The 13,612-nt window shown below is 75.0% G+C and carries 12 protein-coding genes; 6 read left to right on the forward strand and 6 right to left on the reverse strand.

Translation table 11 applies throughout. The features are described from left to right. Window positions 1-26 precede the first annotated feature (26 nt). Genes B9S64_RS23080 through B9S64_RS23100 form a run of 5 tightly spaced genes read right to left on the reverse strand, consistent with a single transcriptional unit; the run spans window position 27 to window position 6,608 of the window. A complete protein-coding gene (locus tag B9S64_RS23080; protein WP_309136915.1) occupies window positions 27-1,616 on the reverse strand; it encodes a class I adenylate-forming enzyme family protein in 1,590 nt (529 codons plus the stop codon). After that, on the reverse strand, window positions 1,613-2,977 hold the full coding sequence (locus tag B9S64_RS23085; RefSeq protein ID WP_103505217.1) for an FAD-dependent oxidoreductase: 1,365 nt from the start codon (window positions 2,975-2,977) through the stop codon (window positions 1,613-1,615). The genes B9S64_RS23080 and B9S64_RS23085 overlap by 4 nt, the downstream gene beginning before the upstream one ends. Then, window positions 2,974-3,951 (reverse strand): UbiA family prenyltransferase, encoded by a 978-nt coding sequence (locus B9S64_RS23090; protein WP_103489686.1) that lies wholly within the window; start codon window positions 3,949-3,951, stop codon window positions 2,974-2,976. The genes B9S64_RS23085 and B9S64_RS23090 overlap by 4 nt, the downstream gene beginning before the upstream one ends. Window positions 3,952-4,002: 51 nt before the next feature. Then, window positions 4,003-5,355: an aminotransferase class I/II-fold pyridoxal phosphate-dependent enzyme gene (locus B9S64_RS23095; RefSeq protein ID WP_219818757.1), complete on the reverse strand. Its 1,353-nt coding sequence runs from the start codon at window positions 5,353-5,355 to the stop codon at window positions 4,003-4,005. Next, entirely contained in the window at window positions 5,352-6,608 is a 1,257-nt protein-coding gene (locus B9S64_RS23100) for a DegT/DnrJ/EryC1/StrS aminotransferase family protein (protein ID WP_103489687.1), read from the reverse strand. Before B9S64_RS23100 ends, B9S64_RS23095 begins: the two co-directional genes overlap by 4 nt. A gap of 418 nt (window positions 6,609-7,026) precedes the next feature. On the opposite strand from B9S64_RS23100, the gene B9S64_RS23105 reads away from it, so the two are divergent. The 6 genes from B9S64_RS23105 to B9S64_RS23130 are packed head-to-tail and all read left to right on the forward strand — an operon-like array spanning window position 7,027 to window position 12,919. Beyond that, the gene (locus tag B9S64_RS23105; protein WP_103489688.1) at window positions 7,027-8,007 is read left to right on the forward strand and encodes a Gfo/Idh/MocA family oxidoreductase; all 981 of its coding nucleotides are present in this window, start codon (window positions 7,027-7,029) and stop codon (window positions 8,005-8,007) included. After that, on the forward strand, window positions 8,004-9,026 hold the full coding sequence (locus B9S64_RS23110; protein WP_103489689.1) for a sugar phosphate isomerase/epimerase: 1,023 nt from the start codon (window positions 8,004-8,006) through the stop codon (window positions 9,024-9,026). Before B9S64_RS23105 ends, B9S64_RS23110 begins: the two co-directional genes overlap by 4 nt. After that, on the forward strand, window positions 9,023-10,378 hold the full coding sequence (locus tag B9S64_RS23115) for a M20/M25/M40 family metallo-hydrolase (protein WP_103489690.1): 1,356 nt from the start codon (window positions 9,023-9,025) through the stop codon (window positions 10,376-10,378). Before B9S64_RS23110 ends, B9S64_RS23115 begins: the two co-directional genes overlap by 4 nt. Beyond that, a complete protein-coding gene (locus B9S64_RS23120; protein ID WP_109492102.1) occupies window positions 10,375-11,517 on the forward strand; it encodes an Ldh family oxidoreductase in 1,143 nt (380 codons plus the stop codon). The genes B9S64_RS23115 and B9S64_RS23120 overlap by 4 nt, the downstream gene beginning before the upstream one ends. After that, window positions 11,514-12,491: a Gfo/Idh/MocA family protein gene (locus B9S64_RS23125; RefSeq protein WP_103493919.1), complete on the forward strand. Its 978-nt coding sequence runs from the start codon at window positions 11,514-11,516 to the stop codon at window positions 12,489-12,491. Before B9S64_RS23120 ends, B9S64_RS23125 begins: the two co-directional genes overlap by 4 nt. Further along, window positions 12,488-12,919 (forward strand): DUF6917 domain-containing protein, encoded by a 432-nt coding sequence (locus tag B9S64_RS23130; RefSeq protein ID WP_103493918.1) that lies wholly within the window; start codon window positions 12,488-12,490, stop codon window positions 12,917-12,919. Before B9S64_RS23125 ends, B9S64_RS23130 begins: the two co-directional genes overlap by 4 nt. Window positions 12,920-12,989: 70 nt before the next feature. Here the strand turns inward: B9S64_RS23130 and B9S64_RS23135 are convergent, their stop codons facing one another. Beyond that, a complete protein-coding gene (locus tag B9S64_RS23135) occupies window positions 12,990-13,520 on the reverse strand; it encodes an EF-hand domain-containing protein (protein ID WP_093528364.1) in 531 nt (176 codons plus the stop codon). Window positions 13,521-13,612 lie beyond the last annotated feature (92 nt).

Raw genomic sequence — 13,612 nt, forward strand, 5'->3', positions numbered from 1 at the left:
GAGACGGGGGAGGGGTGCGCGGGCGGTCAGGTCCAGCGGCCGGTGCCACAGGTGGACGCGTCCCCGGTGAGCCGCTCCAGCAGGGCGGAGCGCCGCACCTTCCCGGTACCGGTGCGGGGCACCTCGTCCCAGGTGAGCACGGCCGGTTCGGCGAGCGGGAGATGGCCGGCGGCGGTGCGCCAGCGCACCGGGTCCAGGTGTCCGTCGGGAGTGACGACGACGGGCAGCGGGTCCTTGCCGTCCGGGCGGCCGAGCACCACGCACTCCAGCGCCTCGGGCAGCCGTACCTCCAGCAGGTCCTCGGTCTCCAGGCAGCTGAGCCGCCCGGGACTGTCCACCTCGCGGTCCAGGAGGCGGACGCTGCCGTCACGGCGCAGCACCCCGAGGTCCCCGGTGTTCCACCACCCGTCGTGGTGCTTGTCCGCCCAGCGGTCCTCCTCGCCGACGTACCCCAGCGCGAGCGCGGCGGTCCTGGTCTGGAGCAGTCCGGCCCGGCCGCGTGGCAGCGGCAGCCGGGTCCGGGGATCGACCACCCGCAGCCGGGTCTTGAGCGGGATGGGCCGGCCCAGGTCACGGGCGGTCGAGGAGGTGCGGCCGTCACCGGCGGCCGTACGCGTGTGGAAGCGGAAGGTGAGGGGGCCGGTCTCGGTCTGGCCCCAGCCCTGCATCCACACCGGACGCGGATGCGCGCTGGCCCGCAGATAGGCGCGGAGCGTGGGCGGGTGCACGGCGTCGTAGGTGCTGATGTAGAGGCGCACGCGGCGGAAGGGGTTGTCGAGTCGGCCGGTGAGGCCCTGGAGACGGACGTAGACGCTCGGCAGGGCCTCGACGATGGTCGGCCGGTGGGCGCGCAGCAGCGGGTCCGCCCGGTCGGGATCGGTGTCGGAGAGCATCACCACGGCCTTCGGGGCGCGGGAGAAGGCCACCGCCGTCCAGCAGAAGGTGCGCCCGTGGGCGTAGGAGCCGGCGTGCAGCAGGGTGTCGTCGCGGCGGACGCCGATGCCGGGGTAGGGGACCGCCTCGAAGCGGGCCAGTTTGCGGATGATCGTGCGGGTGGAGTGCACGACGAGTTTGGGCACCCCGGTGGTGCCGGAGGTGTGGTTGATGACCAGGGGTTCGTCGTCGTGCCGCCGGTGGTGCACCCAGGGACCGGGTTCGACGGCGGCGAGCGGTACGGCGCCGGGGGCGTCCGTGCCGACGGTGAGGCAGGTGCGGGCGAGGGCGGCCAGGTCGATGTCCGATCCCCGGCAGCGTTCCAGCACGGCGGCGGAGGTGACGAGCACGGCCGGCCGGAGCCGGGTGAGGAGGGCGGCGAGGACCGGCGGGTCGAGCGCCCCGGAGAGCTGGGCGGGCACGGCTCCGGCGCGGACGGCGGCGCAGGCCAGGAGGTCGTAGTCCCAGTGGTTCTCCTTGACGACGGCGACGCGGTCGCCGCGGCCCGCCCCGGCCCGCGCGAGCCGGGCGGCAGTGGTGGCCACCAGGCGGGCCAGCCGGGGGACGGTCCAGCGCACGCCGTCCTCGGGGGCGAGGTCCAGGGGCCGGTCGAGGTGGACGGCGGTGGTGTGGCCGCGCTCCGCCGCCTCGTCGAAGAGCACCCCCATGTCGTACGGCTTCACCGGGCCACCGCCGGTACCCGGGCGGGACGCGGGAGCCGGGCGCCGAGCCGGCTGAGGACACGGGAGGCGGCGAGGCCGCCGGAGCGTACGGCGCCCTCGGAGGCGGGGCGCAGCATGACCCAGTCGCCCGCGTACTCGACGGCGCGGGCGGGCCGCCCGGCGAAGCGGCCGCGCAGGTGCAGGGCGCGGGGCGTGGCCTCGGGCAGGGCGTGCGGGAAGGCGTGCACGAAGGTGCGCAGGGTGGCGGCGCCGAGCCCCGGTACATAGCGCTCGGCGGCGGCGAGCAGCCGGCCGGCCGTTTCCTCGGGCGGGCTGTCCAGCAGGCCGGGCACGGTCCCGGGGGCGGCCATGAGCGTCAGCAGCCCCCTGCCGCGTGGGGCGCGTCCGGGGTGCTTGACGTGGTCGGCGATGACGGCGGACAGGACGTCCTCCTCGACGGCGGGGGTGAGCAGCAGATAGAGCGGCCGGCCGCCCGCGGTGGGGGCCAGGGGCCGCTTGAGCAGGCAGCTGACCTTGAGGGCGGAGCTGAAGGTGCAGGCGTCGAGGAACGCGCGTTCCTCGGGGGGCGCCTGGGGCCGCAGGGCGGCGGCGACGGGAGCCGGTACGGCGAGGACGGCGGCCCGTGCGGTGATCTCCCCGTCGGCGCAGCGCACCAGGGTGCGGCCGTCCGCCTCGACGACCTCGTGCACGGTACGGCCGGTCTCGACGTCCACGGTCCCGGCGAGCCGCCGGGCCAGCAGGTCCATGCCGTCGCGGTAGGTGCGCCAGCCGGACGGCGGTCCGACCTCGGCGAGCAGGCTCAGCATCGGGGCGGCGGTGGAGCGGGCGGTGTCCCAGCCGAAGCAGCAGCCGGCGAGCGGCTGGAGCAGGTAGTCGTGCAGGTCCGGGTGGTAACGCCGGGCCAGGGCACGGACGGTGGCGGCGCCGGCCGGGGTCTCCTCGGGCCGGTCGCCGTCGTAGGCGCCGGGGTGCCGGGCGATCCGGCCGATCAGCCGGGCCAGGTCGAGCCGGGCGCGGGGGCCGAGCCCGCCGCCTCCGAAGAGGGCGCCGGGACCGGCGACCCCCGGCCGGGGCCGCCCGTCGCGCCACACGGCGAGGCCGCCGCCGATGCGGGGCACGTCGGTGCGCGGGACACCGAGGCGGTCGAGGAGTTCCCAGGTGGCGCGGTAGCCCTGGGCGGGGATCTGCTCGGCCCCCTGGTCGACGGTCCAGCCGTTGTGGCGGAAGGAACGCATCCGGCCGCCCACCTCGGCGTGGCTCTCGAAGACGCGTACGGTCAGGCCGGCGCGGCGCAGTTCGTGGGCGGCGGTGAGTCCGGCCGGCCCGGCGCCGACGACGGCGACGTCGAGGTCCGGGCTCATGAGGCCCCCGCCCCGACGAGGAGGTTCGTCACGATCAGGAGGACGACGCTCAGCCGGTGCACGCGGAAGCCGGTGCGCCGGGCGACCATGACGTTCCCGGCGCGGAAGCCGGTGACGTACTGCCGCAGCCTCAGGCACCCGGCCGGGAGCATGACGAGGGCGAACCACCAGGGCGCGAGTCCGGTGACCGAGGCCGTGACGCTGATCAGGTACTCGGCCGCCGACAGGGCCCCGACGAAGACGGCGTTGCCGCGTGGGGAGACCAGGGCGGCGACGGTGGGGCGCCCGACGGCGCGGTCGCCCTCGACGTCGTTGGTGTTGGAGTACACCCCGAACATCAGCGGTCCGAAGCCGAAGAGGAGTCCCTGCACCAGGAGGAACCCGGTGTACTGCCCGGTGAGCAGGCCGTAGGGGGCGAGCACCAGGACGAGCCCCAGGGCGACGAGGAACGCCTCCTGGAAGCCGTGGTAACTGATCTTCAGGCCGTAGGAGTACTGGAGGGAGACGACGTAGAGGAGAGCCAGCAGCACGACCGCCCACAGCGGCCGGTGCGGGGCGACGGCGACCGTGAGCGCCCAGACGGCCGCGCCGGCCACGGCGCAGATCCGGGCGAAGCGGAGCGCCTCGCGTTCGGTGAGCGTCCCGGCGACGAGCGGCTTGCGCAGCACGTTGCGGAGGGGGTGGTCCGGGCCGTAGTTGGCGAGGTCGCTGCCGTCGCGGTATCCGGTCACGTCGTCCAGGGCGACCATCGCCATGATGACGAGGACCTGTCCGAGGAGGAGGAGGGTGAGCGTGCCGATGCCGCGGCCGGTCAGGCCGGAGAGCGGCAGCAGGATCGCGGCCAGGACCACCGGGGCGCTCAGGTAGTAGTCGAAGACGTCGAGTTTGCCCAGTCTCCGGTAGCTGTGCGCCTTGCCCTCGGGGCGGGGCGCGGCGGGGGCGGTGCCCGTTTCGGCCGCGACGCTCTGTGTCATTGTTCCTCGGTCTTTCGTGGTGTTCGTGTCAGGCCCGTGCGGCGGGCGGGGTCAGCGCGCGTCGGCGAAGGAGCGCACGCTCTCGGTGACGTGTTCCACCTCGGCGTCGGTCAGGAGGTGGTGCACGGGAAGGGCGAGGATGCGCGCGGCGGCGGCGTGGGCGTGTGGCCAGGTCTCGCCGGGGCGGGCGTACCGGGCGAAGGCCGGCTGCGCGGGCAGCGGCCGGGGGTAGTAGACGTGGGTCTCCACCCCGGCACGCGTGAGGTGGGCGCGCAGCGCGTCGCGTTCCTCGGCGAGCAGGCAGTAGACGTAGTGGCAGCGGCCGTCACCGCCTTGGGGAGGCGGAACGATTCCGTGCTCGGCGAGCGGGGCGAAGCGCTCGGTGTAGTGGGCGGCGATGCGGGCCCGGCGCTCCAGCCGGGCCGGGAAGCCGTCGAAGCGGTGCAGCTGGAAGGCGGCCTGCACCTCGTCGAACCGGCTGTTGCGGCCGATCACCTGGTGGACGAAGCGCTGACGGCCGTCCTGCCCGTGGTTGCGCAGCATCCGTACCCGGCGGGCGAGTTCGGCGTCGCGGGTGACGACCGCGCCGCCCTCGCCGGGCATCCCGCAGGACTTCACCTGGACGAAGGAGTAGACCCCGGCGTCGCCCCACAGGCCCGCGGGTGTGGTGCCGAGGACGGCCCCCTGGGCGACGGCGGAGTCCTCGACGAGTCGCAGTCCGTGGCGTCGGGCGAGCGCGGTGAAGCGGGGCATGTCGGCCATGACGGAGAACATGTGCGCGGGCATCAGGGCCTTGGTCCTGGGCGTGATGCGCCGTTCCATGGCGTCGGGGTCCGCGACCATGGTGTGCGGGTCGATGTCGGCGAAGACCGGGACGGCCCCGACGTTGATCACGGAGGCGGCGAGCGGGGCGCAGCCGAAGGCGGGGACCACCACCTCGTCACCGGGGCCCACGTCCATGGCGGTGAGCACGAGTTCGAGCGCCGAGGTGCCGCTGCCGCAGAGGACGACGTCGGTGGCGCCCAGCGAGGCGCGCAGCACCCGCTCGAACTCCTGGGTGCGGTGGCCGAGGATGAAGCGCTGCGAGGGGTCGAGGGCCACATCGCGGACGAGGTCCAGCAGGGCCCTGCGGTCGGCCTCGAAGAGGTGGGGCGGAAAGAACGGGACGGGGGCGGTACGGGGGGTACCCGCCGGGCCGCCGGGGCCGGTGAGACCGGTGGTGCCGGAGGGCGCGGGCACGGCGGGGTCTCCGCCCGGTGCGACGGCGGGCGCGGGCACGGTGGGGTCTGCGCCCGGTGCGACGGCGGGCGCGGGCACCGTGGGGTCTGCGCCCGGTGCGACGGTGGCCTCCCCGCCCGGTGGGGTGGTCGCCGCCAGGCCACCGGGGTGGGTCGGTCCGGTCATGTCGTCCTCCCGCTGTCCTCGGTCGCCGCCGGGGCGTGTGCCGCGTAGAAGCCGGCGACGGCGGCGCAGACCCGGTCGGCCTCCTCGACGGTGAGGTCCGGGTACAGCGGCAGCGCCACGGCCCGACCGGCCGCCGCCTCGGCGTGCGGGAACGCGCCCGGCCGGTGGCCGAGTCGGGCGAAGGCGGGCTGGTGCGGCAGCGGCACCGGGTAGTAGACCTCGGTGCCGATGCCCTGCCGGTCGAGGTGGGCGACGAGGGCGTCGCGGTGCTCGGCCTCGATCAGGTAGACGTAGAAGACGTCCCGGTCGCCGTCCTCGGGCCGGGCGGTGGACACCGGCAGCCGCAGGACGCCGGGGACGTGGCGCAGCCGCGCGGTGTAGTGGGCGGCGAGCAGGGCCCGGCGGGCGATCTCGTCCTCCAGCGTCGTCATCCGGGCCAGGAGGACGGCCGCCTGCACGTCGTCCATCTTGCTGTTGGTGCCGACCCAGGTGCTCTCGGTCGCGATCGCGGGGAAGTCGTCGAGTGTCAGACCCGCCCGGCCGTGGTGGCGCAACGCGTCGACGGCGCGGGCCAGTTCAGGGTCGTCGGTGAGCACGGCACCGGCGTCGCCCAGCGCGCCGAGGGTCTTGCTCGGGAAGAAGGACAGCACCCCTCCGGCGCCGGACAGCCCCGCGTGGCGTCCCCGCCGGTACATCCCGATCGCCTCGGCGCTGTCCTCCACGACGGTCAGACCGTGGGTCCGGGCCACGGCGCCGATTGCGGCCATGTCGGCCGTCCGGTGGAAGAGGTGCGCGGGCATCACGAAACGGCAGGCCGGGGTGACCGCGGCGGCCAGGGCCTCCGGATCCATGGCGTAGGTGTCGGGGTTGATGTCCACGAACCTCGGGGTGCCCCCGGCGAGGACGACGGCGGAGGCCGTCGCGAAGAAGGAGTAGGCGGGCACCAGCACTTCGTCACCGGGCCGCAGACCGCAGGCGCGCAACAGCAGGATCAGCGCGTCCGTCCCACTGTTCACCCCGATGGCGAACCGGGCCCCGGTGTAGGCCGAGAGTTCCTTTTCCCATGCGGACACCTGAGCGCCGTGCGAAAACTTGCCGTTGTCGAACACACGCTCAAGGTTCTGTTCGACCAGGGGCCACAGACGGCGGAATCCGCGGGCCTGCGAGAAGAAGGGGATCCCAGGTGAGGAGGGGTCCGGAACGGTCGACGTGCCTATCCCCGCAAGGGTGTCGCCCCTTGGTGTGGAACCCATTCCCGAAACCCTCCCCGATCTTCGCCATGAACGCACACAGCCTGACCGAAACGCGAGTGGGAGAACAGTGGAAACAATCCTCTTCACACTTTGTAGTGCATATTCCCGGGGTGACTTGACGTCGGTTCGGTGATGCCGAAAGGCTCCATGGAGAACGGAAACGGGCGCCGGGTCACGAAAGACGCGTGAGCCCGGCCTCGCCTTTCCTCCCCGGCCGTACCGCGAAGCCTTCCGGCGCCCCGGCCACCGGCGTACGGAGCGCTCGCGGACGGGACCACGGGCGCCCCGGCGCGCTCCTCGGCGCCCCCTCCGCCGCCCGCGCGGGCCTCGTGCGGCCGGCCTCCGCGGCCGGCAGCCGTACGACCGGTCCCGGTCGTCACCACCCACCTCACCACCACCCACCTCCGAAGGAGCCATCGTGTTGCAGCCCCTGGTGATCGGACTCGGCCGCTCAGGGGCCGGACTGCACCTCAAGGCACTGCGGAAGCTGGCGCGTTCGCCCGACGCCCGCATCGCCCCGGTGATCGGCTGCGATCCGCGCCCCGACACCACCCGCGATCTGTCGGGGGTCGTCCTCACCGCCTCGACGGCCGAGGCCCTGCGCCGGGCGGCCGACCCGGCGGCGGTCGTGGCCCATGTGTGCACCCCGCCCGAGGACCGGCTGCCGCTGCTCCGCGAGCTGGCCGAGCACGGCGTGAGGCGGATGCTGGTCGAGAAGCCCCTCGCCACCACCCACCGCGAACTCGACGCGCTGCGTGAGCTGCGCGAGCGCGCGGGCCTGCGGATCTCCGTCGTCACCCACTGGCTCGCCGCCGAACTCACCGCGCGTATGCGTGAGCTGGTGGTACGCCAGCCGTACGGACCGCTGCGTGGCATCGCCGTGGAGCAGCACAAACCCCGGTTCACCAAGTCACTCACCTCGTCGGCGCACCGCAGCGCGCTGGAGGTGGAGGTCCCGCACGCGCTCGCCCTCGCCGCCCATCTGGCGGGGCCGGCCCGGGTGGAGCGCGCCCACTGCACGGACCTGCGCGTCGGCTCCGCGGCGCGCCCCGGTCTGGGCGGGGCGGAGGTGGTCCTGCACCACGCCAACGGGGTGCGCACGGTGGTCCGTTCGGACCTGACGGCTCCCGTGCGGCGGCGCAGCGTGGTCCTGAAGTTCCAGGACGCCGAGGTCACCGCGCACTTCCCGGTCGGTGAGGACGACGACCACGCCCAGCTCCTGCTGCCCGGCGAGGACCGCCAGGTCTTCCGTGACGACGCGATCCTGGCCCTCTTCCGTACCGCCTACCGGCCCCTGCCCTCCGGTGTTCCGGCCCTGGACTTCGTGGTCGGGGCGGAGGCGGCCCGGCTGCTCTGCGACGCGCGGGCCCTCCTGGCCCCGGAGCGGGTGACGGCATGACGACACGGCACACGGTCCCACCGGACGGCGGCCGTCCGGCCGGCCCGGCCGCCCAGGGAGCGGGCGCGCGTCCGCACGCCCCGGCCTCCGGAGGAGCGGAGGCGCCTCCCCACGCCCCGGTCCCGCACCCGCTGGCCGGTATCGGCGACGAGGCCGCCCCCTCCCTCGACGGCCAGCTCGCCGCCGTCCGGGCCCTCGGCTGGCGCGCCGTCGAACTCCGCTCCCTGGACGGCGTCGCCCTGGCCGACGTCCCCGCCGCCGACATCCGCGGGGCGGCCCGCCGGCTGGCCGGTGCGGGGGTCCGGGTGGTCGCCCTCGCCTCCCGTATCGGCAACTGGTCCCGCCCCGTGACCGGTGACCTCGCCGTGGACCTCGACGAACTACGGGTCCTGGAGGAGTACGCGGCCCTGCTGGACTGCCGACGCGTCAGGGTCATGTCGTACCCCAACGACGGGCTGCCGCAGGACGAGTGGGGCAGCCGGGCGATCGAGCGGCTGGGCCTGCTGACCGGCCGGGCCGAGACCGCCGGACTCACCCTGCTCCACGAGAACTGCTCCGGATGGGCCGGTTCCGACGCGGGGCGCGCCCTGCGCCTGCTGACCGAGGTGAACAGCCCCGCCCTGCGCGTGCTCTTCGACACCGGCAACGGCGTCCCCCACGGATACCGCGCCGCGGACCTGCTGGGCCCCCTCCTGCCGTACGTGGCGCACGTGCACGTCAAGGACGCCGTGCGCGGTCCGGACGGTACGACGGCCTACGTCCTGCCCGGCGACGGGGAGGCCGAGGTGGAACACTGCCTGCGGACGCTCCTGGCGGCCGGGTACACCGGCCCCCTCTCCCTCGAACCCCACCTGGCGCTGCGCCCGCACGAGGGCCTGCTGCGGCCCGGCGAGGACGCGGCGGACCTCTTCGTCCGGGCCGGCCGCCGCCTGGAAGAGCTCCTGGCCGGACTGACCGCGGGCACCGGACCCGGCGGCCTCCTGGAACACGCCGCCTCGCGCCCCGGGCGGACACCATGACCCCGCCACCGCACCCCCCGCCCGGCCACCCCCTGCTCGACGGCGCGGACCACGAACTGCTGCTGCGGCTGCTCTCGTTACCTACCGCCGGCCCCCTGGAGGGCGGCACCGCACCGGAGGCCCTCCGGTCCGCCCAGCGGCACTACGCACACGCCGCGGCACGGGCCGGACTGCGCGTCCTGCGGCACGCTCCCTGCGACCCCGTATGGCTGGAGCGGCCCGACGTGCCCGCCGTGGTGCGCCGGGCGGCCGAAGCCGACCCCGGGTTCCTCACCGCCCAGCCGAGCCTGCTGCTGCGCCTGGGACCGCGGGTGCCCCGCTCCCGCACGGTCATGTTCAACGTCCACCTCGACACCGTGGCCGGGGACGAGCCCGTGCGGTTCACCGGACGGCGCTTCCACGGCCGGGGCGCGGTGGACGCCAAGGGCCCGGCCGTCGCGCTGCTCGCCGGGATCCGGGCGGCGGCGGCCGCCCGCCCCGGACTCGGCCGGGACGTGGGCGTCCTGGTGCAGGCCGTGGCCGGGGAGGAGGGCGGGGCGATGGGCACGTACGGCACCCGCCCCCTGCTCGCCGCCAGACACTACGGACGGCTCAACGTCTTCTGCGAGCCGACCGGCCTGCGCTCGGTGCCCCGGGCCACCGCCTCCATGACCGCACGGATCACCGTGGAGGGCGAGGACGCGATCGACGACCGCCCCGAGGCCGGACACAACGCGAGCGTCCTGCTGGGACACCTCGCCCAGCACCTCGGCCACCGTCTCGACGGCGCGGTCCCCGGCACCCGCGTCTGCGTCGCCGGGCTGCGCACGGGCGAGTTGCACAACCGCGTCTACGGACGCGGCACCCTGCTCCTCAACCTCTCCTACGGCCACGGAGACGACGGCCGCCGGCTCGCCGGGGCACTGAACGACGCCCTCCAGGACGGACTGGCCCGGTTCGGCGAACGCTTCGGGGAAACGGCCGCGTTCGCGCGTACCGCCAAGGACGCCGCCCGGATCGTCCGGCTCCACTGGGACAAACGCGACCTGCCCGCGCTGCGCGACTCCGACCCCTGGGCCGAGGCCCTGCTCGCCGGGGCGGGGGCGGCACCCGCACCCGCCGACGACCCCGGCTTCACCTGCGACGCCCTCTGGGCGAGCGGACTGCCCGGCGCCTTCACCACGGTCCTCGGCCCCGGCTCGCTGGAGGCCAACCACGCCCACGCCCAGGGCGAGTTCGTCGACCTCGACGACCTGGAGGAGTTCGCGGGGGTCGTCGCCCGCCTCCTCGGCGCCTTCGCCGACCACCCCGCACCCCCTGTCCCCTCCGGGGAAGACCCGGACCCCTGCCGGAAAGGCGGTACCACCGCGTGACGACCACCACCCCCCGACCCGAGGCGCCCACGGCCCTCGTCGGCCACGAACGGCTGCTCGACGCCGTCACGGGCCTCTTCACCCGCCGGGGGCTGCCCCTCCCACGCGCCCGTACGGCGGCCGAGGCGCTCTGCCACGGCGACCTCGTGGGCTTCCCCTCGCACGGACTGTTCAACCTGGAGCGGCTCTACCTGCCGCTGCTGGAGACCGGACGCTGCGACCCGTGGGCCGAGCCGGTGACCGTGCGCGACCTCGGGGCCTGCGCCGTCGTGGACCACCGCAGGGCGCTCGGCCTGTGGGCGGCGGCCGAGGCGATGGACGACGCCGTGGCCCGCGCGCGGCGCCACGGCATCGGGCTCGTCGCCGTGCGCGGCGCCACCCACTTCGGCTGCGCCGGCTTCCACGCGGCACGGGCGGCGGCCGCCGGGATGGTCGGCGTCGTGGCGGCCAACTGCGGCGGCCAGCGGCTCGTCCCCGCACCGGGCGGCAGCCTGCCGCTGCTGGGTACCAATCCGCTGAGCGTGGCCGCGCCGGCCCTGCCCGGCCGCCCCTTCGTCCTCGACATGAGCACCACCACGGTCCCCACCGGTCGGCTCCGGCTCGCCGAGCGGGACGGCGCACCGGTACCGGAGGGCTGGCTGGAGGACGAGCACGGCACCCCCGTGACCGACCCCGGCGCCTACGACCGGTCCGAGGCCCGGCTGCGCTGGCTCGGCGGCACACCGGAGACGGGCGCGTACAAGGGCTTCGGCCTCGGGCTGGCGGTCGAGGTGCTGGCCGCGGGACTCTCCGGGAGCGCCACCGGTCCGGCCCCCGAGGCCCTGACGGGCGACGGCCGGGCACAGGGCGTGGACGACGGCGTGGGCTTCCTGCTGCTGGCCGTGGACGCCGCGCGGCTGCGCCCCGGCGGGGACTTCACGGACGCGATGCGGGACCTGTTCGGGACGGTCGCCGACTGCCCGCCGGCCGCCGGGTCGGACGGGGAGCCGCGTTACCCGGGCTGGTGGGAGGCGGAACGCTCACTGCGGCACCGCCGCGAGGGCGTCCCGCTGCCCGCCGGACTGTACGAGGAGCTGACGGCCCTGGGGCTCTTCGACGACGCCGAGGACGAGGGACACACGGGCGGTGGGGTCCGATGACGGACACCCGTGCCGCCCTCGGTGTGATCGGCCTCGGCGCGATCTCCCGCTACTACCTCGCCGCCCTGGAGCGGTCCCCGCACTGGCGGCTCGCCGCGGTGTGCGACGCCCGCCCCGAGGTGCTGCGGGAGCGCGGAGGCGGGGTGCCGGGCTGGGACGACGCGGCGGCGATGGTGCGGGAGGCCCGGCCGGACGGAGTGGTCGTCGCCGTCCCCAACGACGCGCACGCCGAGGTGTGCCGGACGGCCCTGGCCGCCGGTGTCCCGGTCTGCGTGGAGAAGCCGCTGGCCCTCACGGTGGCGCAGGGCCGCGAACTGGCCGCCCTGGCGGCCGCGTCGGGCACCCCGCTGCTCACCGCGTTCCACCGCCGCCACAACGACGCCTTCCGTACGCTCCGGGACGCCGTCGCGGCGGCGGGCTCCCCGGTGCGCCGGCTGCGGGTGCGCTATCTGGAGCGCATCGAGGAACACACCGGCGGTGAGTCCTGGTATCTGGAGCCGGAGCGCTGCGGGGGCGGGTGCGTCGCCGACAACGGCCCCAACGCCTTCGATCTCGTACGGCAGTTGCTGGGCGAGGTGGTGATGACGCGGGCGACCGTGGGACGGGACGTGGAGGGGGTGGACCGCACGGCCCGGCTGCGGCTGCGGGCGGACGGCGGGGCCGAGGCCGAGGTGCTGCTCGACTGGGCGTACGACGGGGAGCGGAAGGACGTCACGGTGACCCTGGCGGACGGCCGCACCCTGTACGCGGACCTCCTCGCGGACCACCCCGGCTTCAAGGGGTCGTTGTGGCACGAGTACGAGGGCATCCTCGCGGAATTCGCCGGGCTGAGGGCCGCCGGTGCGGCCGCGGGTTCCGGGGACGGCGCGTCCGGGGGGCTCGCCTGCCTCGAACTCACCGCGGCGGCTTACGCCTTGGAGGAGACCGGCCCGCCCACCCGGCGCCTGCCGAGCGGCGCGGAGGCCGGGGCATGAGGAACACGGCGGAGGACGGCCCCAAGCGTGCGGTGCGCGCCACCCTGGTGAAGGTCCTGCTGCACCGGCGCACCGACCGGGGGATGACCCTGCTGGAGTGGGCGAGCCGCTGTGTGCGGCCGGGCGAGGTCCATGAGCTGGTGGTGACCGACCGGTGGGACCCGCGTCCGGGGGCCCGGATCGACCGGGTCGGGTTCCTCGGTTTCGCCGAGATGGAGTGCGGCGGGGTGGTGGACCGGGGGGACGTCCTGACCATCGGCGGGAGCGTGTGCGGGACGGTGCTCGGCTTCGACGGCTGCCATCTGCCGAACCACTACAACATCCTGGTCCACGCGCCCCTGTTGCTGACCGGGGCGTCCCTCGGGCTGCGGCCGGAGCTGCCGGTGCTCCTGAGCCAGGGCGCGGCGGAGGAGTCCGGCCCGGCGTGACACGCACGGGCCGGGGCCGGTGGTCGGGTGACCACCGGCCCCGGCCGTGGAGCGGTACGGGCGGCTGGGCTCAGCCCAGCAGCTCGATGTCGAGGCGGCCGTAGTGGTACTCGCGCACCACGCGCAGCAGCTCGTCCTCGCTCAGGACGCCGTCACCGTTCTCGTCGACCTTGCTCAGGACCTCGCCGGCCTGACCCGCCGGAAGGCCGATCGCGACCAGCCAGGCCTCGAACTCCTGGCCGTCGAGGACCCCGTCACCGTTGGCGTCGGAGAGCGTGACGAGGGACTTCACGACCGGGCCCAGGGCACGGTTGAACGCGGCCTCGCCGCCGCTGAACAGCAACTCCTCGGTCGCGCGCAGGAAGCTGTCCTCGGTGATCCCGGCCTGGGCCGAGCCGGACCGCTCGGAGAGGTGGGCGTAGAGCGCCTCGAAGGCGTCACGGAGCGCCTGCACCTCGGGGGCGTCCTCCGGCTTGCCGAAGCCCTGAGCGATGCGGGCGGCCTCCTGCTGGAAGTCGTTCAGCTCCAGCAGTCCGTTGCCGTCGACGTCCCAGCGGGCGAAACGCTTACGCAGGCGCTCGTTGGCCAGGGCAGTGCTCATGAATGTGCTCCTTCTTCTGTGCGGATTGCGGGAAAGACGGTGCGATGGGCGCACCAGACCCCGTGGCTCGGGCAGGAGCGGAACCACGGGGC

Origin of the sequence: Streptomyces sp. SM18 (assembly GCF_002910775.2) — a bacterium.
In the GTDB taxonomy this organism is placed as follows: Bacteria; Actinomycetota; Actinomycetes; order Streptomycetales; family Streptomycetaceae; genus Streptomyces; species Streptomyces halstedii.

What these genes read in the sequence shown, in the direction of transcription:
- B9S64_RS23085 (WP_103505217.1), bottom strand. Translation starts at nt 2,977, where the DNA reads ATGAGCCCGGACCTCGACGTCGCCGTCGTCGGCGCCGGGCCGGCCGGA.
- B9S64_RS23090 (WP_103489686.1), bottom strand. Translation starts at nt 3,951, where the DNA reads ATGACACAGAGCGTCGCGGCCGAAACGGGCACCGCCCCCGCCGCGCCC.
- B9S64_RS23095 (WP_219818757.1), bottom strand. Translation starts at nt 5,355, where the DNA reads ATGACCGGACCGACCCACCCCGGTGGCCTGGCGGCGACCACCCCACCG.
- B9S64_RS23100 (WP_103489687.1), bottom strand. Translation starts at nt 6,608, where the DNA reads ATGGGTTCCACACCAAGGGGCGACACCCTTGCGGGGATAGGCACGTCG.
- B9S64_RS23110 (WP_103489689.1), top strand. Translation starts at nt 8,004, where the DNA reads ATGACGACACGGCACACGGTCCCACCGGACGGCGGCCGTCCGGCCGGC.
- B9S64_RS23115 (WP_103489690.1), top strand. Translation starts at nt 9,023, where the DNA reads ATGACCCCGCCACCGCACCCCCCGCCCGGCCACCCCCTGCTCGACGGC.
- B9S64_RS23125 (WP_103493919.1), top strand. Translation starts at nt 11,514, where the DNA reads ATGACGGACACCCGTGCCGCCCTCGGTGTGATCGGCCTCGGCGCGATC.
- B9S64_RS23130 (WP_103493918.1), top strand. Translation starts at nt 12,488, where the DNA reads ATGAGGAACACGGCGGAGGACGGCCCCAAGCGTGCGGTGCGCGCCACC.
- B9S64_RS23135 (WP_093528364.1), bottom strand. Translation starts at nt 13,520, where the DNA reads ATGAGCACTGCCCTGGCCAACGAGCGCCTGCGTAAGCGTTTCGCCCGC.